Raw genomic sequence first — 19025 nt, 5'->3', positions numbered from 1 at the left:
CTCTCTGAAGGAAGCATCATGAATAACCCTGGCACCGTGGCGCCGGCGATCCAGCCGCGCCAGATTCCCGCCTTGCTGGTGTTGATGACACTGGCCATCGGCTTCGTGATGGCGATGATCGATGTCACCGCCGTCAATACCGCCCTATCCGATATCTCGCTCAGCCTGGGCGTGCCGCTCACCGGCCTGGTGTGGGTGGTGGACGGCTACACGCTGACCTTCGCCGCGCTGCTGATGGCCGGCGGCGCACTGGCCGACCGCTATGGCCCGAAGAACGTCTATCAGGGCGGCTTGAGCGTGTTCATTCTGGGGTCGGTGCTGTGTGCCGTGGCCCCAAGCGGCAACGCGCTGATCGCCGCGCGCTTGCTGCAAGGCGCGGGTGCGGCGCTGTTCATGCCAAGCTCACTGAGCTTGTTGACGCATGCGTATGAAGACCAGGCCACGCGCGCGCGTATGCTGGCCACGTGGTCGGCGATCGTCGGCTGTTCGTCGGCCTCCGGTCCGTTGGTGGGTGGTCTGCTGGTGCACGAATTCGGCTGGCGCAGCGTGTTCTGGGTGAACGTGCCGATTGGCCTGCTTGGCATCGTATTGACGCAGGTGGTGGCGCCGGCCACGCCGCGCATGGAGCGCGCGCTGTCGATGTTGAGCCATCTGCTGGGCATGGCCGCGCTGGCGGCGCTGAGCTTTGTGCTGATCGAAGGCCCAGCGCTTGGCTGGGGATCGGCTCCGGTGCTGATCGCCTTTGCGGTGACCGTGGCTGCGATTTTCCTGCTGGTGCGGCGGGAGCGCACCGGTGCGCATCCCCTGTTGCCACGGGCGCTATTCGATACGCCGGTGTTTGCCGCGGCCAACGGCGTGGGCTTCCTGATCAATTTTTCCGTGTTCGGCCAGTTGTTCCTGATCAGCCTATACATCCAGCAGTCCGGCGCCGATGCGCTGCACACCGGCTTGAAGCTGATACCGATGATGGCCGCTTTCGCGGTCGGCAACCTGATCTCGGGACGCATCGCGGCGCGGGTCGGCACCAGACCGCCGATGCTGCTTGGTTTGATGGTGGGGCTGGGCATGGCCGTGCTGATGCTGATCGGCCTGACCCCGCAAACGCCATACTGGCTGCTAGCGCTGACGGCTGCGATCATGAACGTCGCCATCGGCGTCGCGATTCCGGGCATGACGACCACGGTGATGCTGGTGGCGGGCAAGGCGCACGCCAACAGCGCCGCCGCCGCGTTGAACGCCAATCGTCAGATCGGCGCCCTGGTCGGCGTGGCGATGATGGGCACCGTGATGCATATGGTGCCCGAGTGGGCGTGGCGTTTGCCGCTGGCTTTTGGCCTGATTGCGGCGGCCTACGCGGGCGCGCTGGCGCTGGTGTACCGCCACATCAAGCTGGGCAAGCCGGTTTAGATCCCGTGCATGGTGCGCCATTCGATCATCTCGGCGATGGTCAGGATGGGCATGCCGTGCAGTTCGGCGAATTGCTCGATGTCGGCGCCGCGCATCATGGTGCCGTCGGGGTTCATCAGTTCGCACAGCACGGCGGCCGGCTTGAGGCCGGCCATGGTCGCCAGGTCCACCGAGCCTTCGGTGTGGCCTTTGCGGGCCAGCACGCCGCCCGGCGTGGCGCGCAGCGGGAACACGTGGCCTGGATGGACCAGGTCACGCGGCTGCGCGTCCGCCGCGATGGCGGTGCGGATGGTGGTGACGCGGTCCGCCGCCGAGACGCCGGTGGTTACGCCTTCGCGCGCTTCGATCGATACCGTGAACGGCGTGCCGTAACGGCTGCCGTTATCGGCGGCCATCATCGGCAGTTCGAGCGCGCGCACCTTGTCGGCGCTCAGGCAAAGGCAGACGATGCCGCTGCATTCGCGGATCATCATGGCCATCGATGGCACGGTGATTTTTTCGGCGGCGACGATCAGGTCAGCTTCGTTCTCGCGGTCGAAATCGTCGAGCAGGATCACTGGCACGCCGGTGCGCATGGCTTCCAGCGCCGCGGCGATGCGGCCTTCCAGATCGTCCGAAACCAGGGAGTAGGGGGATACTGCGGATTGTTGGTCTAACATGTGAAACGCTCCTCGCTAATAGGCGAAAAACGCGACAGGGCAAGCGAATACGCGCGGCCAGCCGCACCGATCGCTCGGGCAGGAGGCCGCGTCACCGCACATCTTCTTTCATCCGGACTATACCGTCGGCTTTGGAATCACACCAAATCTGCTGACCCTTCGTGAGAAGGCGCTCGCGGGCTTGGCCATTGCTGGCTTTACCGCCGGTGGGGAATCGCACCCCGCCCCGAAGACGTCGTTAAATCCTGCCGGCTGGCAGGCGAGGAATGATTCTAGCCCAAATTAAGAATTTCAGTGTAAGGTAGCTTTTTTCTTCTTATTTATGCAACGGGTATGAAGCTGATGACAATGCGTAGCGCCACCGCCGCCGTTCTTCTGGCGTGTTCCTTCATGGCGCAAGCCGTCGATCAGCCGCCGTTGAAATTGAGCGATCCGATACCGGTCGGGCCGCAGGTCAAGGTGGGCCGGCTGGCCAACGGCCTCACTTACTACGTGCAGAAGAACACCCGTCCCGAGAAGAAGCTGGAGCTGCGGCTGGTGGTGAAGGCCGGCTCGATCCTGGAAGACGACGACCAGCAAGGCCTGGCGCACTTCACCGAGCATATGGCCTTCAACGGTTCGACCCATTTCAAGCGCAACGAGCTGGTGTCCTATCTGCAGTCGATAGGCGTGAAGTTCGGCGCCGACCTGAATGCCTACACCACCTTCAACGAAACCGTCTACATCCTGCCGATACCGACCGACAAGCCGGAAGTGGTGAAGCAGGGCTTCCAGGTGCTGGAGGACTGGGCGCACGGCCTGTCGTTCAACGACGCCGACATCGACAGCGAGCGCGGTATCGTGCTGGAGGAGCTGCGGATGGGCAAAGGCGTGGACGACCGCATGAACAAGGTGCTGCTGCCGAAGGTGCTGAACGGCTCGCGCTATGCGCAGCGCATGCCGATCGGTAAAGAGGACATCCTCAAGAACTTCAAGCACGACGCCGTCAAGCGCTTTTACCGCGACTGGTATCGTCCGGACCTGATGGCGGTGGTGGTGGTCGGCGATATCGAGCCGGCCGAAGCGGAAAAGCTGATAGCCCAGCATTTCGGCGGCCTGAAAAATCCGCAGAACGAGCGTCCGCGCGACTACGCCAAGATACCCGAGCGCGCGGAATCCGAAGGCGTGGTGTTCACGGACAAGGAGATCGGCGCGAACTCGGTCTTCATCCGCTACCCGATCCAGGAATGGCCGGCCGGCGCCACCATCGCCGACTATCGCCAGAAGCTGATCGAGAATATGTACAGCTTCATTCTCAGCCAGCGCATGTACGAGCTGACGCAGCAAGTCAATCCGCCGTTCCTGCAAGGCGGCAGCGGCATGAGTTCCGTGATGCGCGGCTACCGTTCGTTCGGCGCCGGCGCGGTGCTGGGCAAGGGCGGCGCCACGCCGGCCATCAACGCCTTGGTGCAGGAAGACCAGCGCGCGCGCCAGTACGGTTTTACCGCGTCCGAAGTGGAGCGCGCCAAGAAGGGCATACTGCGCAACTACGAGCGCATGTACAACGAGCGCGATAAATCCGATTCGGCCGGCTATGCGGCGGAGTACATCCGCAACTTCCTCGACAAGGAGGCCATCCCCGGCATCGCGATGGAGTACCGCTACGCCAATGAGCTGATACCGGGCATCGCGCTGTCCGAGGTGAATGCCGCCGTGCGGGCGGCGATCCCGGATAGCCAGAACAAGCTGGTGATCTACACGGGGTCCGAGGCGGCGGGCGTGCCGGCGCCGAAGGCCGACGAGCTGCTGGCCACCGCCAGCGCGGCGGAGAAGATCAGCGTCAAGGCGCAGGAGGAGAAGGTCTATTCCAGCCAGCTGATGGCGGCGCCGCCCAAGGCCGGCAGCATCGTCGGCGAGAGCGTCAACGCCAAGCTGGGACTGACGGAGCTCACGCTGAGCAACGGCGTCAAGGTGGTGCTGAAGCCTACCGACTTCAATAACGACCAGGTGATACTGGCCGGCCTGCGTTACGGCGGCTGGTCGCTGTTCGGCGACCAGGACCTGTTCAACGCGCGCTATGCCAGCAACATCGTGCACCAGATGGGCGTGCGCGATTACACGCCGAGCGATCTGGTGAAGGTGTTGGCCGGGAAGACGGCGGGCGCCAACGCCAGTGTCAGTTCGATCAACGAGACCGTCAGCGGCGGCTCCGGCAGCGGCGACGTCGAGGCCATGCTGCAGCTGGTGTACCTGAACATGACGCAGCCGCGCAAGGATGCGGCGATCTACAGCGCTTACGTGGACCGTCAGCGCGAACTGGCGAAGAACAATATGGCGCGGCCTGAGTCGGTTTTCAGCGACACCATCACGGCCACGCTGTACAACAACAACCCGCGTGTGCAGCGGGCGCCGAAGCCGGCCGACTTCGACCAGTTGGGCATGGACCGCGTGGTCGACATCTACAACAGCCGCATGTCCAGCGCCAAGGGCTTTACCTTCTTCATGGCGGGCAGCTTCGATGTGGCGACGATCAAACCGTTGATCGCCACCTATCTGGGCAGCCTGCCGGTGGGCGAGATTCCGGTGGCGTTCAAGGACGAGGGCGTGCGTCCGGTGCGCGGGGTGATCAAGAAGGAAGTGCATGCGGGTTCTGAGCCCAAGAGCACGATCTCGCTGTCCTTCACCGGCGAGGCGTCGTTCTCGGCGCAGGAGCGCATGCGCTTGCAGGCGCTGATCGAGGTGTTGAACATTAAACTGATCGAGGTGCTGCGCGAGAAAATGGGCGCGATGTACAGCGGCGGCGTGCGCGGTAATATGGAGCGTATCCCGTACCAGAATTACTCGATCACGGCCAACCTGCCATGCGCGCCGGAGAATGTCGACAAGGTGCTGGCGGCGACGTTCGCGGAGATTGACAGGATCAAGGAGAATGGCGCGGAAGATGCGGACCTGGCCAAGGTGAAGGCGTCGTGGATCGAGAACTACCGCAAGGGCTTGCGCGAGAACGGTTACTGGATGGCGGTGCTGATGAACGCCTTCTTCAACAAGACCGATCCGGCCGATGTGCTGACCTATGAAGCGCGCGTTGGCGCGTTGACGGCGGCCGAGTTGAAAGACGCGGCCAAGCGCTACTTCGACACCAACAATTATGTGCAGGTGGTGCTGTATCCGGCTAAGTAATCGGGCCGCCTGTTACACTGGCGGCTTGTATCCATCACGATGTAGAGAACTATCATGGCAAAGAAAAACGAAGAGCTGGACCCGGAAACCCTGGAATTGATCCACTGGTGCATCGAAGTGGAGGGCTTCCTGGTGAAGGGCGGCGCCACGCAGGAACAGGCGCAGGAGCATATCGAAGAACAGGTCGAGTGGTTTACGGACCTGTTCTACGATGGCTTGACGCCGGAGCAGGCGGCGAAGGAAGCGCTGGCCTGATAGTCAGTCCCACGCGGAGGGGGCGATGACGCCTTCCGCCCGGAATGCGGGCTTGCAGAACAGATACCCTTGCATCAGGTCGATGCCCGCCTCGCGCAGGAAGTCGCGTTCAGCCTTGGTTTCAATGCCTTCGGCGAGCACGCGTATATCAAGCGCGGCGCAGATTGCCATGATGCCGTTGACGATCGCCTGTTTCGGTTTGCTGGTGTCGATGTCGCGCACCAGTTCCATGTCGATCTTGATGATGTCGGGCTGGTACTCGGACAACAGGTTCAGGCCCGCATAGCCGGCCCCGAAGTCGTCGATCGCTGTGCGGAAACCAAAACGACTGTATTCCTGGAAGATGTTGACCAGATGCGGCCTGTCCTGCACCCGCTCGCCTTCGGTGACCTCGAAAATGATGCGCTCGATCGGAAAGTGGTAGCGTTGCGCCGCCTCGAAGGTGCTGCGTATGCAGGCGGCTGGCTGGTAGACCGCGTTCGGCAGAAAATTGATCGACAATAATCCCTTCAAACCGAGTTCCGCCGCTCCCTTGATTGCCTGCACCCGGCACGCCTGGTCGAACTGGTAGCGATTGGTGTCGGTCACCTGCGACAGGACCGAATAGGCAGACTCGCCGTTCGGACCTCGCACCAAGGCCTCGTGCGCGTAAATCGAGCGGGCGCTCAGCTCAACGATAGGCTGATTGGCGAACACGATGTCAAATCCCAGCTCCCGCTCGTCTTTGCATTTCTGGCACTTGACGGGAGGCGTGTCGCTCTGCGAAGGGGAAGTCGAAGTCATGTGAGACCTATTCTTTGTAAGGAATGCATCTGGAAATCATTGTCGCTGCAATTGCGGCGTGACCTCTGCTCAACAAGTGCTTCGGTAAGCCATGGTACGCTCATCCAGCGCGAGCGTCGGCAATCGGTCAAGTTTGTGGCAGGAATGGCTGAACGCCGGAATTGGCCCTTGGGTCCTTCTTGGCTCCTTGAGCCAGGTGCTGTCCTAAACGCCGACGGCCGGTTCCGGCCAAGACCGGAAGGTCGAAATTTTCTCTCTGGATGATTTTTCCATGCTATCAAACATACGCATCGAAGGGCTTTCGTGCGAAGAAAGAGACGCCGCACGCCTGGCAATGGAATACTGACACGCATGCAGGGATTGGGAATGTCCGACACTCTTTGGGATCGATTTTGCGGAATTCGACCAAGTACTTCGCCAATGGCCGGATATTGAGAAAGGTGATGAGGAGATTGCCGCACTTGTTGTGATTGGTTCTTTGCGCGAGCTTCTTGTGGGAGCATCAGCGCAACCCAAGTCCGCAATTCAGGAAGTGATTGGTGTTCCATATACCCGTGCTGCTTTGCTCCTGGAGAAGTTGAGCAAAGAATGGTCATAGGCATTTGGGAGTGCATGCGGAATGGGCTCAGTTCCAGCTACCAGCCAAAAGGCACTTTGCCGGTCTGACCCCAAGCGCGCCCGCAGATGGCGTCGCCGACGCCATTGCCGGCTTTGCGTGACATTTGGTGGACTTTCTTACATAGGCAAGATGCTATTCTAGTCGCCTTGGTCATATCTGTGATCGGTTATACATGAAGGAATCCAATGCGGTTGCTGCGAACCCCTTATTTTTCGATGAATTTAATTGCTGCTTTTCTTGTTGCAGGCTTTGCTTCAACCGCACAAGCCAGTCCCCGGGAAATATTAAATTTAATCACGATGTCTACTGATGGCCACTGTGATGAGTTGGTGAAAACTATCAATGAGCGAGCGGTTGATGGCAACGCCGATGTTCTAATGTACGCGGGAAATATCCATGAATATGGTACCTGCGTTAATCCTGACTGGGAAAAAGCCACGTCGTTCTATCAAAAAGCAGCGAAGGCAGGTGCGCCATCAGCGGTGGCGCGATTGATTGCTCTCTATGCCGTGAATTTGAATGATCCGGCGGCGGCTTTGTGGTGGGCCGCACAACGGCCTCAAATGTTGCCGAAAGATTGCATCCCTGCCGCTGATCCCGTAAGGAACGCGGCAGCCTTCCTTGAGGAGTTGCGGACTTGGCCAGCAATACAATTGAATGCTTGTACTTATCATGCTGGTGTGATGTCTCGTCTTCTTTCCAAGACGATGGAATGGAAGGTTCCTGGAATGAGCGATACAGTAATTATCGAGGCTGAACTCAATCTCCAAAAGGGGGCCGTCGACTGGTTCTACGCGAATGAAAAAAATGTGGCAATTTCGAGTACGGCGGATAGCATCGACAAGCCTGATCTTTCTTCGCAGCGCGATGGGGATTCTTTTTTGCCAAGAGTATGGACAGATGGATTTTTCGCAATGAGAGAATTCGGAAAACCGCCGTCCAGTGACCCACGCTGGACGAAAAGAAATACTTTCACGGTCGAGCAGCACCTTCGGGCATCAGGCGTTCCGATTCAGATTGGAGTTTCTCAATAAACTCGCCCGATACTGCTCATGCCTTGGACCGCGTGCGGCCAAGGCATGACGGACACCACTTACCTGCTTACCACATGATCACGCGCTGCTCGGGCGGCAGATACATCGGATCGCCCGGCTTGATGTCGAAGGCCTGGTAGAAGCCCGGCTGGTTCATCACGGTGCCCTTGGCACGGAATTCACCCGGCGAATGCGGATCGCTCTTGATCTGGGCGATCGCCGCTTCCGGGCGCAGCTTGGCGCGCCATTTCATCGCGAAGCCGATGTACAGGCGCTGCTCGCCGGTCAGGCCGTCCAGCACCGGCGACGGCTTGCCTTGCAGCGAACGCTGATACGCCTGGTAGGTGATCGACAGACCCGAATTGTCGCCGATGTTCTCACCCAGGGTCAGCTCGCCGTTGATGAAGTAGCCCGGCACCGGGCTGTAGGCGCCGTATTGTTTGACCAGACCGGTGGCACGCGCCTTGAAGGCGGTGCGGTCTTCAGCGGTCCACCAGTTGCGCAGGCGGCCCTTGGCGTCGTACTGGCTGCCGGAATCGTCGAAGGCGTGGCTGATCTCGTGGCCGAACGTGATGCCGAGCAGGCCGTAGTTGACCGCATCTTCGGCCTTCACGTTGAAGAACGGCGGCTGCAGGATCGCGGCCGGAATCGTGATCGCGTTCAGCGATGGGCTGTAGCTGGCGTTGACGGTTTGCGGCGTCATCGACCATTCATCGCGGTCGACGGTTTTACCCAGCTTCTCCAGGTTGCGCTGGCGGCTCCAGCTGCGCGCTGCGCGTACGTTGGCGACCAGGTCGTTCTTCTGGGTTTTCATGGCGCTGTAGTCGCGCCATTTGTCCGGGTAGGCGATGTTCGGCTTCAAGGCCGCCAGCTTGAGCTGGGCTTCCTTCTTGGTCTCCGGGCCCATCCAGTCCAGTTTTTCGATGCCGTCCTTGAACGAGGCCACGAAGTTGTTAAACATGGCCATCACGCGCGGCTTGGTTTCGGCCGGCAGGTACTTTTCCACATACAGCTTGCCGACCGCGTCGCCCAGGGCGCCATCGGTAAAGCGCAAGGCCAGCTGCCAACGCGGTTCGCTTTGCGGGACGCCGCGCAGCACCGTGCCTTCGAAGGCGAAGCGCTCCTTGACGGCGGCTTCGTTCAGATAGGACGCATAGCTTTCGATGATGCGCCAGTTGAAATAGCTCTTCCACGAGTCCAGCGGCACGTTGGCCACGGTCTCGGAGAAGCCGCCGAAGAAGCTCGGCTGACGCACCACGGCCGACGATTCTTTCGGCGCCAGGCCGGCGGCGGTGAAGTAAGCCTTCCAGTCAAAGGCCGGCGCCAGCGCGTCGAACTTGTCGAACGCGACGCGGTTGTAGGATTTGACCGGATCGCGCATCTGCACGCGGGTCCATTGCGCCGAGGCCAGGCGGGTCTCGATGTCGAGCACCTGGACGGCGTGGGCTGCGGCATCCTTGTCGCCGCTCATGGTCAGCATGGTCTCGATGTGCTGCTGGTATTTGGCGCGCACGCCTTTGAGCTTGGCGTCGTCGTCCTTGAGGTAGTAGTCGCGGTCCGGCAGGCCCAGGCCGGACTGGCTGATGCTGACGGTGTAGTGCTCGGGATCCTGCGCGTCGGCCGCAATGAAGGCCGAGAACGGCGTCTGGATGCCATTGCGTTGCAGGTAGGCGAACAGCGCCGGCAGGTCCTTCTTGTCCTTGATCGCGGCCACGTGGGCCAAATCGGCCTTCAATGGCTTGAAACCGGCGGCGTTGCGCGCCTTGTCGTTCATGTAGCTGGTGTACAGGTCGGCGATCTTGTGGGCGTCGCTGCCTGGCTTGCCGGGGTTCTTCAACGTGGCGTCGATCACCGCGCGCAGCTGGCCTTGCGCGGTTTCGCGCAATTCGATGTAGGTGCCCCAGGTCGATTTGTCGGCCGGGATCTCGGTATTGCGGGTCCAGACGCCGTTGACGTAACCGTAGAAGTCATCCTGCGGACGTACCGCCGGGTCCAGGGTTTTCAGATCGATGCCGGATACCGGCGCTGCGGCCTGGGCGTACAACGATGGGGTGGCGCAGACGAGTAGGGCGCAGCAGGCGGCGCTGATCAGCGAACGATTCACGAGGAGTCCTTTAATTTTGATTGGTGCATGCTGGTGAAGTGGTTGTGCCCCAGCCTGCGAAGCAAGATTATACCCGCCGAAAACTTGCCGCATTGCAGCAAAATGGGAGGCCGGCGCGACGCCGCGTGCTGCCTATTCGGCGTCGTGGCAGACCACGCAGAGTTTGTTCCCTTCCGGGTCGCGGAAGTAGGCGCCGTAGTAGTTGGCGTGGTAGTGGGGACGCAGCGCCGGCGCGCCTTCGCACACGCCGCCATGGGCCAGCGCGGAGGCATGGGCGCGGTCGACCGCGGCGCGCGTCGGCGCCATCAGGGCCACCATCTGGCCGTTGCCGCAGGCCGCAGGCTCACCGTCATATGGCTTGCCGATAATGAACAAGGGCCGCGCGCCTTCGGCCGGCTGCCACGCGGCCCACGGCTTGGCGGCGTCGCTGAAGCGCAGGCGCGTGCCCAGGTCCGCCATCACCGCGCTGTAGAAGGCGAACGCCGGTTCAAAGTCGTTAATCCCCACGTAGATATGCGATAGCATCGGTTTCCTCGTTTAAGTGAGTATATCGTCAACATTTCGGGGTATAGTGTACGCGGAGACTTAATCAAATGGGGGAACACCATGGAACTGACGTCCGTCGCACCGCCGCAGCTGCGCAGCCTCGCCGATTTGCCGGGGCCGAAAGGCCGGCCGCTGCTGGGCAATGTCCGCGATATCAATCGCCGCCCCTTGCACCTGGCGTTGGAGGACTGGGGCCGCGAGTTCGGCACCATGTACAAGTTCCGCATCATGCGCAAGGAGCTGATCGTCACGTCGGACCGTGAGCTGATCGCCAGCCTGCTGCGCGACCGGCCCGACGCGATGCGCCGCTCCAGCCGCACGGCCGAGATGCTGAACGAGGTCGGCACGCGCGGGCTGTTCACGGCGGAGGGCGACGATTGGCGCCGCCAGCGCAAGCTGGTGATGCGGGCGCTGACGCCGGAAGTGATCCACAACTTCTTCCCCACGCTGACGGCGTTGACCGAACGCCTGCGCCTGCGCTGGGACGCCGCCATCGCCGCCGGCCAGCCGGTCGATGTGTTGCGCGACCTGAAGGCCTACACGCTGGACGTGACCATCGGCCTGGCGATGGGGCAGGACATCAACACGCTGGAGCTGGAGGCGCATCCGCTGCAGCGCGATATCGAATTCCTGTTCAAGCTGGTCGCCAAGCGCTTGACGTCGCCGTTTGCCTACTGGCGTATCTCGATGCTGAAGCGGGCCGACGACCGCGAGGCCATCGACGCCGCCGCGCGCATCCAGCGCGCCATCTTCGGCTTCATCGCCGAGGCCCGCAAGCGCATCGAGGACAATCCGGCCCTGCGGCAGAAGCCATCCAATATGCTGGAAGCGCTGATTGTCGCCCGCGACGAGCCGGATTCCGGCCTGACCGACGAGGCGGTGGTGGGCAATGCGATCACCATGGTGTTCGCCGGCGAGGACACGACGTCGAACACGACGGCCTGGCTGATCGATTTTCTGTCGACCCATCCGCAGGCCGCGCAAAGCATGGCGGACGAGACGGAGCAGGTCCTCGGTTCCAAGGCCGTGCTGGACGACTACCATCTGCTGGAGCGCCTGAAATACATCGACGCCGCCACCCGCGAAGCGATGCGCCTGAAACCGGTGGCGCCCTTCATGGCGGCGCAGCCGAACGACGATGCGGTGGTGGGCGACCTGCTGGTGCCGGCCGGTACGGTGATCTTCCTGCTGCTGCGGCAGTCGTCCGAGCGCGATTGCGACCTGGCGCAGCCGGAAAGCTTCCAGCCGGAGCGTTGGCTGGAAGGCGCCCACGGCGGCGGCGACGATCCCGCGCGCAAGCTGTTCCCGTTTGGCGGCGGGCCGCGCTTCTGTCCCGGCCGTTATCTGGCGATGGCCGAGATCAAGATGGCGATGTCGATGCTGGTCAAGAACTTCGCGATCGAGCGCGTGCCGGGTGCGGCGCCGGTCGAGGAGCGCTTCACCTTTACGATGACGCCGAGCGCATTGCCGGTGCGACTGATCAAAAAAACATGCTAGTCTAGACCCGCATCTTAAAAAAAGGGAGAAGTCATGCTGAAGAAGATCGCCATCGGTGTCGTCGTTCTGGTATTGATCGTGCTGGGCCTGGCCGCGATGCAGCCGGACAGTTACCGCGTGCAGCGCACCATCGCCATCAAGGCGCCGGCGGAGAAGATCCTGCCTTTGATCAGCGATTTCCACAACTGGACGTCGTGGTCTCCCTGGGAAAAGCTGGATCCGGCCATGAAGCGCACCTTCAGCGGCGCGCCCAAGGACCAGGGCGCCATCTATGCATGGGAAGGCGACGACAAGGTCGGCGCGGGGCGGATGGAGATCACCGGCCTGGCGCCCGCCAAGGTCGACATCAAGCTCGATTTCCTGAAGCCGTTCGAATCGCACTGCCAGACCGAGTTTGCGCTGGAAACCAAGGGCGAGCTGACCACCGTGAGCTGGACCATGTCCGGCCCGAGCGACTTCATGACCAAGCTGATGGGCCTCGTAGTCAGCATGGACAGCATGATCGGCAAGGACTTCGAAGCCGGCCTGGCGAACATGAAGGCGGTGGCTGAAAAATAGCATGAGCGGAGGCGGGCCATGAACAAGCGTCTGAGGCGGGCGGTGGCGATGCTGGCGATGCCGGCGGTCTTGATGGCGCCGGCCGGCGCCGCGCCTGCGCTGCGCCAGAGCCACCCTGTCATCGGCACCTGGCGCATCACGCTGCCGGACGGCTCCTGTAGCGAAACCTATCGCATCCGCGCCGACGGCACCACGCTGGTGTTCAGCAATGAGGAGGTGGCCGAGTCCACCTTCGCCATCAGCGACCAGCCGGACCAGCAGGGCTTCTACAAGGAAGTCGACACCGTCGTCAAGGATAACGGCAAGCGCGATTGCCTCGGCGATGTGACCGAGGTCGGACGCGCCGTCACCAGCTATCTGCTGTTCCACCCCAGCGGCGACATGTTCCTGATGTGCGTGGAGCGGCGCACGGACAAGTGCATAGGCCCGTTCGTGCGGGTCAAGGGCAATGCGATCTAGCTTCGATACGCGCCGGGATTGACGCCGGCCCATTCCTTGAAGGCGTGGTTGAAGGCGCTCTGTTCCTGATAACCCAGCAGGAAGGCGATGTCCACCAGGCTCAGTTCCGGCTGGCGCAGATAGTCCTTGGCCAGCGCGAAGCGGGCCTGGTCCAGTATCTGCTGGAAGGTCGCGCCGGCGTCGCTCAACTTGCGTTGCAGCGTGCGCGGCGACAGCTTCAATTCATCGGCGATGGACGCCAGCCGCACCTGGCCGTGCGCGAGGTTGCGGACAATGGCCGCGTGCACCTGCTGGGCGATCGAGTTGTCGGTCTGCGCGCGTTGGCGCAGTAGCTGCTCGGCGTGCTGTTGCAGCACCGGGTAGAGGCTGACGTCGGCGTTCGGCACCGGGAAGGCCAGCAGGGCGGCGTCGAAGCTGGCGACGTTGGCCGGCGCGCCGAAGCTGGGCATCGCGCCCAGCACGCGCAGATATTCGTCGCGGGCTTCGGCGGCGCCGCCATCGTGCATCAGCGCCAGCTGCGCGGCCGGCAGCGTGATTCCGGCCAGCCAGTTGCCGAACACGCGGATGCCGGCGAACACGCTGTCGGCCAGGTGGCGCTGGGCCGGGCCGTAGTTGCTGTGCCAGGTGTAGTGGGCGACGCCGTCCGCCACCGTCAGCGTGGAGCGGCCCAGGTCGTGCGCCAGCTGCTCGTAGCGCATGGTCTGCTCGAAGGCCTGGCCGAAGTCGCGGCAGCTGAGCAGGATCAGGCCATACACGCTGTAGGTGCCCAGTTTGACCCGTTCGCCCACGTGCAGGCCGAAATGCGGATCGGCCGCCAGTTGGGCGCCGATGTCGAGCAGGCGCACGTAGTCGTCGGCGTGCAGCGAGTCGGGCAGCGGATGCAGGGCGCCCGCCGCCATGCCGGCGGCGCGCTCCAATGCCGCGGCCGTGACGCCGCGCGCGGCCGCCGCTTCGAGCAGGGGCTGCAGGTAGGAGCCGGCCACGCGGCGCGACAGGTCAGCGGGCGTACTTGGCATGATCGAACAAGGCGTGTGTCATAAAAGCGCAATACCAGGTTGGTTCCTTATCTTATTCTGTTGTCATTCAAACTCGGTGCGCGCCAGTATAGCAAGCGCTCCGCTACGCAGACAGGAAAACAATGAGACGCTGGAACGGTTGGGGTGACGATACGATAGAGTTTGCGCTGAGCGAGGATGCGCTGGGCTTTCTGGCGCAGCGCGTCGGCGCCGGCACGCCGGTGGTGGATGCGGCGTTCGAGCAGGCTTGTGCGCGGATCGCGGCATCGCGGTTGCCGCCGCATGCGTTGATCGATGGGTTGATCGATACCTCGGCCGAGGTACGCTTGCGCAATGCGCTGGGCCAGAGCCTGCCGGACTGGCTGCGCCTGCGCTACGGCGTGATCGAGACGGCGCCGGATGGCGTGGCCTATCCGGAGAGCGCCGAGCAGGTGCGGGCGCTGATCGATTATGCGCAGCAGTTCGGCGTGGCGCTGATACCGCAAGGCGGCGGCACCAGCGTGGCCGGGCACTTGACCGCGCCGGCCGGCGCACAGCCGGTGCTGGCGGTGAACCTGACGCGCTTGCGGCAGATGTATTACCTGGATACGGAATCGCAGCTGGCGACCTTCGGCGCCGGCGTGTTCGGGCCGGACCTGGAGGCGCAATTGCGCGCGCGCGGCTACACGCTGGGCCACTTCCCGCAGTCGTTCGAGTATTCGACGCTGGGCGGCTGGGTAGTGACGCGGTCGTCCGGCCAGCAGTCGCTGCGCTATGGCCGCATCGAGCAGATGTTCAAGGGCGGCAAGGTGGAGACGCCGGCCGGTACGCTGGATATTCCGACCTTCCCGGCATCGGCGGCGGGTACCGATCTGCGCGAAATGGTACTGGGCTCCGAGGGCCGGCTGGGCATCCTGACCGAGGCCACGGTGCGCGTGACGCCGTTGCCGGAGTACGAGGCCTTCCATGCGGTGTTCTTCCCGAGCTGGGAGGCGGCGGAGACGGCGGTGCGGCAGGTGGTGCAGGCGGGGTTGTCGCTGTCGATGCTGCGCTTGTCGAATCCCTTGGAGACGACCACCATGCTGGCGCTGGCCGGCCACAAGAAGCTGATCGGCGTGCTGGAAGGCTATCTGTCCTGGCGCGGCTGCAAGGACGGCAAGTGCATGCTGATGATAGGCGTGAGCGGCCGCAAGGCCGCGGCCAAGGCGTCGCTGGGCGATGCGCTGGCGCTGACGGCGACGCAGGGCGGCGTGCATATCGGCCGCAAGATGGGCGACAAGTGGAAGCAGAACCGCTACCGCAATGTCTACCTGCGCAACGCGGCCTGGCAGCATGGCTATGCGATCGATACGGTGGAGACGGCGGTGGACTGGCCGCGCGTGGGCACGATGATGCGGGCGCTGGAAGCGGCCGCCACCGGAGCGCTGGCGCAGCATGGCGAGAAGGTGCACGCCTACACGCACTTGTCGCACCTGTATGCGCAGGGCGCGAGCGTTTATTCGACCTTTGTGTACCGGCTGTCCGGCGACTATGAGCAGGACCTGGCGCGCTGGCGCACGCTCAAGCATGCGGTGAGCATGGCCATCGTGGAAAACGGCGGCACCATCAGCCACCAGCATGGCGTGGGCAGCGATCACGCTCCGTATCTGGTGGCGGAGAAGGGCGAGTTGGGTTTGTCGGCGATGCGGGCCTTGTTTGCGCACTTCGATCCGCAGCAGATCATGAATCCCGGGAAGCTGCTGCCATGACGGCGCTGTGGCGCAGCGGCGGGCGTTCCGGCTTGACGGAGGTGCTGGGGCGCGAATGGGATCTGATCGTGGTCGGTGGCGGCATCACCGGCGCGGGGATTTTGCTGGAGGCGTCGCGGCGCGGCTTGAAGGCGCTGCTGGTGGAGCAGCGGGATTTCGCCTGGGGTACGTCGAGCCGCTCGTCGAAGCTGGTGCATGGCGGCTTGCGGTATCTGAAGGAAGGCCAGTTTGCGCTGACCCGCGAATCGGTGCATGAGCGGCAGCATTTGCTGCAGCAGGCGGCGGGCTTGGTGGAGCCGCAGAGTTTCGCGTTCGGCGAGTTTGAAGGCCGCAAGCCGGGCAAGCGCATGTTCCTGCTTGGGCTGGCGATCTACGATCGCATGGCGGGGCTGAAGGCGCGCCATTATTTCGGCCGCGACGAGTTCGAGGCGCTGGCGCCGAACGTGTCCACCAAGGGGCTGAAGGGCGGCATGGTCTACACCGACGCCAAGACGGACGATGCGCGGCTGGTCATGCGCGTGCTGCAGGAGGCGCAGCAGCATGGTGGCGTCGCGATCAACTATATGGCGGTGGAGTCGTTGCTGCGAGCCGGTGGCGGTGTGCGCGGAGTGCGGCTACGCGATGGATTGAACGGCGCGCAGCATGAGGTGCGCGCGCGGCTGGTCATCAGCGCGACCGGCGCGTGGGCGGATGGCTTGCGCTTGCAGGGCGATGCGGCGGCGCGCGGCGCCAAGCCGCGCTTGCGGCCTTTGCGCGGCAGCCATCTGGTGCTGCCGGCCTGGCGCTTGCCGCTGGCGCAGGCGATCAGTTTGATGCATCCGCAGGACGGCCGGCCGGTGTTCGCTTTTCCGTGGGAAGGCGTGACACTGGTTGGCACGACGGATGTGGACCACAAGGGCGATCTGTCGCACGAGGCGGCGATCACGCGCGCCGAAGTCGATTACCTGATGGCGGCCTTGCACGACCAGTTCCCGCAATTGGGCTTGCAGGAGAGCGATGTGATTGCCAGCTATGCGGGCGTGCGTCCCGTGATCGATAGCGGCAAGGCCGATCCGTCGAAGGAAGGGCGCGATCATGCGTTGTGGCTGGAGGATGGCTTGTTGACCGTCACCGGCGGCAAGCTGACCACGTTCCGCGTGATCGCGCTGGATGCGCTCAAGCTGGCGGCCACCTTGCTGCCGGACTGGCGCGACAAGCTGGAGCCGCAACCGGTCTTTGGCAACGGCACGAGGACCCGCTTGCGCTACCAGCGCCATTTGCCGGCGGGCCAGGCGCTGCGATTGCAAGGGCGTTACGGCGCCTGGGCGCAGCACTTGATCGAGGCTGCGCAGCCGGGCGAACTGTCGCTGATCGCGGGCACGGAGACCATCTGGGCGCAGTTGCGCTGGGCTGCCCGTTGCGAGTCGGTGCAGAAGCTGGAGGACCTGCTGCTGCGCCGCAGCCGCATCGGCATCCAGTTGCGCGGCGGCGGCGTCGAGATCCTCGGCCGCATACGCGCCATCTGCCAGCCGGAACTGGGCTGGAGCGACGAGCGCTGGCATGTCGAGCAGGCGGCCTATCTGGCATTATGGAATACCCACTACAGTTTGCCCGCATAAGTACGGGCACTCACTACGAGACTAGAGCGACATGGCCGATCAATACCTTCTTTCCATCGACAACGGCACGCAGAGTGTGCGCGCGCTGTTGTTCGACTTGAATGGCAACCTGGCCGCCAAGGCGCAGGTGCATTTGCAGGCTTACTTCTCCGATTATCCCGGCTGGGCGGAGCACGATGCCGACGGCTACTGGAAGGCGGTAGGCCAGGCGTGCCAGCAGCTGTGGGCTTCGACCGATATTCCGCGTTCGGCCGTCAAGGGCGTGGCGGTGACGACGCAGCGCGGCACGGTGGTCAACCTGGATCGCGACGGCAAGGTGCTGCGGCCGGCGATCACGTGGCTGGACCAGCGCCGCGTGGGCAAGCAGAAACCGCTGAGCTTTTTGTGGCGCACCGCGTTCAAGCTGGCGCGCGTTTCCGGCACCATCGAGTACTTTCGCCGCGAGGCCGAGATCAACTGGATCGCGGAGAATCAGCCGGAGATATGGGCCAAGACCGACAAGTATCTGCTGCTGTCGGGCTTCCTCAATTTCCGTTTGTGCGGGCGGCATGTCGATTCGGTTGGTTCGCAGGTGGCGTATCTGCCGTTCGACTACAAGCGCCACAAGTGGGCCGGCGCGCGCGACTGGAAATGGGAAGCGCTGGCGGTGAAGCCGGAGATGCTGCCGGAGCTGGTGGCGCCGGGCACGGTGATCGGCGCGATCACCGCCGCCGCCGCCGAGGCGACCGGCATCCCGGAAGGCACGCCGCTGGTGGCGGCGGCCGCCGACAAGGCCTGCGAGGTGATCGGCGCCGGCGCACTGGAGCCGCACATCGCCTGCCTGAGCTACGGCACCACGGCGACCATCAACACCACGACCAAGAAGTATGTCGAAGTCACGCCGTTGATACCGCCCTATCCGGCGGCCATTCCCGGCGCCTACAGCACGGAGGTGCAGATCTTCCGTGGCTACTGGATGGTGAACTGGTTCAAGGAGCAGTTCGGACATTTCGAGCAGATGGCCGGCGCGGAGCAGGGCAGGTCGCCGGAGGCGATGTTCGATTTGCTGGTGAACGAGGTGCCGCCCGGTTCGATGGGGCTGATGCTGCAACCGTACTGGAGTCCCGGCATCAAGACGCCGGGCCCGGAGGCCAAGGGGGCGATGATCGGTTTCGGCGACGTCCACACTCGCGCCCATATGTACCGGGCGATCCTCGAAGGCCTGGCCTACGCGCTGCGCGAAGGAAGAGAGCGGATCGAGAAGCGCAGCGGCGTGCCGGTGACGGAATTGCGCGTGGCCGGAGGCGGTTCGCAGAGCGACGCGGCGATGCAGCTGACGGCCGATATCTTCGGCCTGCCGGCGGCGCGCGCGCATGTGTATGAGACGTCGGGACTGGGAGCGGCCATCGCGGTGGCTGCGGGACTGGGGCTGCACAAGGACTTCGACAGCGCCACGCGCGCGATGACGCGGCCGGGCCGGGTGTTCCATCCGATCGAGGCCAACCGGCAGATCTACGACAAGCTGTATCGGCGCGTGTACCTGAACATGTACAAGCAACTGCAGCCGATGTACCAGGAGATCGCCGACATCACGGGTTATCCGGAACAGCTCTGAACTCCGGACG

15 protein-coding genes and 1 riboswitch are annotated in these 19025 nt (G+C 63.3%); of the genes, 10 read left to right on the top strand and 5 right to left on the bottom strand.

Annotated features, from left to right (window positions below; all coding sequences use genetic code 11):
* Positions 1 to 18: 18 nt before the first annotated feature.
* Entirely contained in the window at positions 19 to 1407 is a 1389-nt protein-coding gene (locus AC1RMD_RS04005; protein ID WP_492923864.1) for an MFS transporter, read from the top strand.
* On the opposite strand, the gene ribB is transcribed toward AC1RMD_RS04005, so the two are convergent.
* Positions 1404 to 2066, bottom strand: coding sequence for a 3,4-dihydroxy-2-butanone-4-phosphate synthase (gene ribB, locus AC1RMD_RS04000; RefSeq protein WP_492923862.1), 663 nt, complete (start codon positions 2064 to 2066; stop codon positions 1404 to 1406). The genes AC1RMD_RS04005 and ribB overlap by 4 nt on opposite strands.
* Positions 2067 to 2162: 96 nt before the next feature.
* Positions 2163 to 2304, bottom strand: a riboswitch (FMN riboswitch).
* Positions 2305 to 2399: 95 nt separating this feature from the next.
* Here ribB and AC1RMD_RS03995 point away from each other — a divergent pair.
* Positions 2400 to 5225, top strand: a complete 2826-nt coding sequence (locus AC1RMD_RS03995; RefSeq protein WP_492923860.1) for a M16 family metallopeptidase — start codon at positions 2400 to 2402, stop codon at positions 5223 to 5225.
* Positions 5226 to 5279: 54 nt separating this feature from the next.
* Positions 5280 to 5480: a hypothetical protein gene (locus tag AC1RMD_RS03990; protein ID WP_492923858.1), complete on the top strand. Its 201-nt coding sequence runs from the start codon at positions 5280 to 5282 to the stop codon at positions 5478 to 5480.
* 3 nt (positions 5481 to 5483) lie between these two features.
* Here AC1RMD_RS03990 and AC1RMD_RS03985 read toward each other — a convergent pair whose 3' ends face one another.
* On the bottom strand, positions 5484 to 6263 hold the full coding sequence (locus AC1RMD_RS03985; RefSeq protein ID WP_492923856.1) for an EAL domain-containing protein: 780 nt from the start codon (positions 6261 to 6263) through the stop codon (positions 5484 to 5486).
* Between the two features lie 804 nt (positions 6264 to 7067).
* Between AC1RMD_RS03985 and AC1RMD_RS03980 the strand changes: the two genes are divergently transcribed.
* On the top strand, positions 7068 to 7916 hold the full coding sequence (locus AC1RMD_RS03980; RefSeq protein WP_492923854.1) for a hypothetical protein: 849 nt from the start codon (positions 7068 to 7070) through the stop codon (positions 7914 to 7916).
* Positions 7917 to 7983: 67 nt separating this feature from the next.
* Here the strand turns inward: AC1RMD_RS03980 and AC1RMD_RS03975 are convergent, their stop codons facing one another.
* Complete coding sequence (locus AC1RMD_RS03975; RefSeq protein ID WP_492923852.1) at positions 7984 to 10020, bottom strand: M13 family metallopeptidase; 2037 nt, start codon at positions 10018 to 10020, stop codon at positions 7984 to 7986.
* Positions 10021 to 10152: 132 nt separating this feature from the next.
* Positions 10153 to 10545, bottom strand: coding sequence for a VOC family protein (locus AC1RMD_RS03970; protein WP_492923850.1), 393 nt, complete (start codon positions 10543 to 10545; stop codon positions 10153 to 10155).
* An 81-nt stretch (positions 10546 to 10626) separates the two neighbouring features.
* Between AC1RMD_RS03970 and AC1RMD_RS03965 the strand changes: the two genes are divergently transcribed.
* From AC1RMD_RS03965 to AC1RMD_RS03955, 3 genes are read left to right on the top strand one after another with little or no spacing between them, the layout of a single operon-like run.
* Positions 10627 to 12063, top strand: coding sequence for a cytochrome P450 (locus AC1RMD_RS03965; RefSeq protein ID WP_492923848.1), 1437 nt, complete (start codon positions 10627 to 10629; stop codon positions 12061 to 12063).
* 33 nt (positions 12064 to 12096) lie between these two features.
* On the top strand, positions 12097 to 12621 hold the full coding sequence (locus tag AC1RMD_RS03960) for an SRPBCC family protein (RefSeq protein ID WP_492923846.1): 525 nt from the start codon (positions 12097 to 12099) through the stop codon (positions 12619 to 12621).
* A gap of 18 nt (positions 12622 to 12639) precedes the next feature.
* Positions 12640 to 13080, top strand: coding sequence for a hypothetical protein (locus AC1RMD_RS03955; RefSeq protein ID WP_492923844.1), 441 nt, complete (start codon positions 12640 to 12642; stop codon positions 13078 to 13080).
* Here AC1RMD_RS03955 and AC1RMD_RS03950 read toward each other — a convergent pair.
* Entirely contained in the window at positions 13077 to 14096 is a 1020-nt protein-coding gene (locus tag AC1RMD_RS03950; RefSeq protein ID WP_492923842.1) for an AraC family transcriptional regulator, read from the bottom strand. The genes AC1RMD_RS03955 and AC1RMD_RS03950 overlap by 4 nt on opposite strands.
* 122 nt (positions 14097 to 14218) lie before the next feature.
* Here AC1RMD_RS03950 and AC1RMD_RS03945 point away from each other — a divergent pair, with 122 nt between their 5' ends.
* The 3 genes from AC1RMD_RS03945 to AC1RMD_RS03935 are packed head-to-tail and all read left to right on the top strand — an operon-like array spanning position 14219 to position 19015.
* Positions 14219 to 15823 carry an FAD-binding oxidoreductase gene (locus tag AC1RMD_RS03945; protein ID WP_492923840.1) on the top strand — a complete coding sequence of 535 codons (1605 nt, stop codon included), beginning with the start codon at positions 14219 to 14221 and terminating at the stop codon, positions 15821 to 15823.
* On the top strand, positions 15820 to 17421 hold the full coding sequence (locus tag AC1RMD_RS03940; protein ID WP_492923838.1) for a glycerol-3-phosphate dehydrogenase/oxidase: 1602 nt from the start codon (positions 15820 to 15822) through the stop codon (positions 17419 to 17421). The genes AC1RMD_RS03945 and AC1RMD_RS03940 overlap by 4 nt, the downstream gene beginning before the upstream one ends.
* A 31-nt stretch (positions 17422 to 17452) precedes the next feature.
* Positions 17453 to 19015: an FGGY-family carbohydrate kinase gene (locus AC1RMD_RS03935; RefSeq protein ID WP_492923836.1), complete on the top strand. Its 1563-nt coding sequence runs from the start codon at positions 17453 to 17455 to the stop codon at positions 19013 to 19015.
* Positions 19016 to 19025: the final 10 nt, after the last annotated feature.

Source organism: Duganella sp. GW822-FHT06D06 (assembly GCF_058799615.1).
This window is presented reverse-complemented; position numbering and strand designations above follow the sequence as displayed.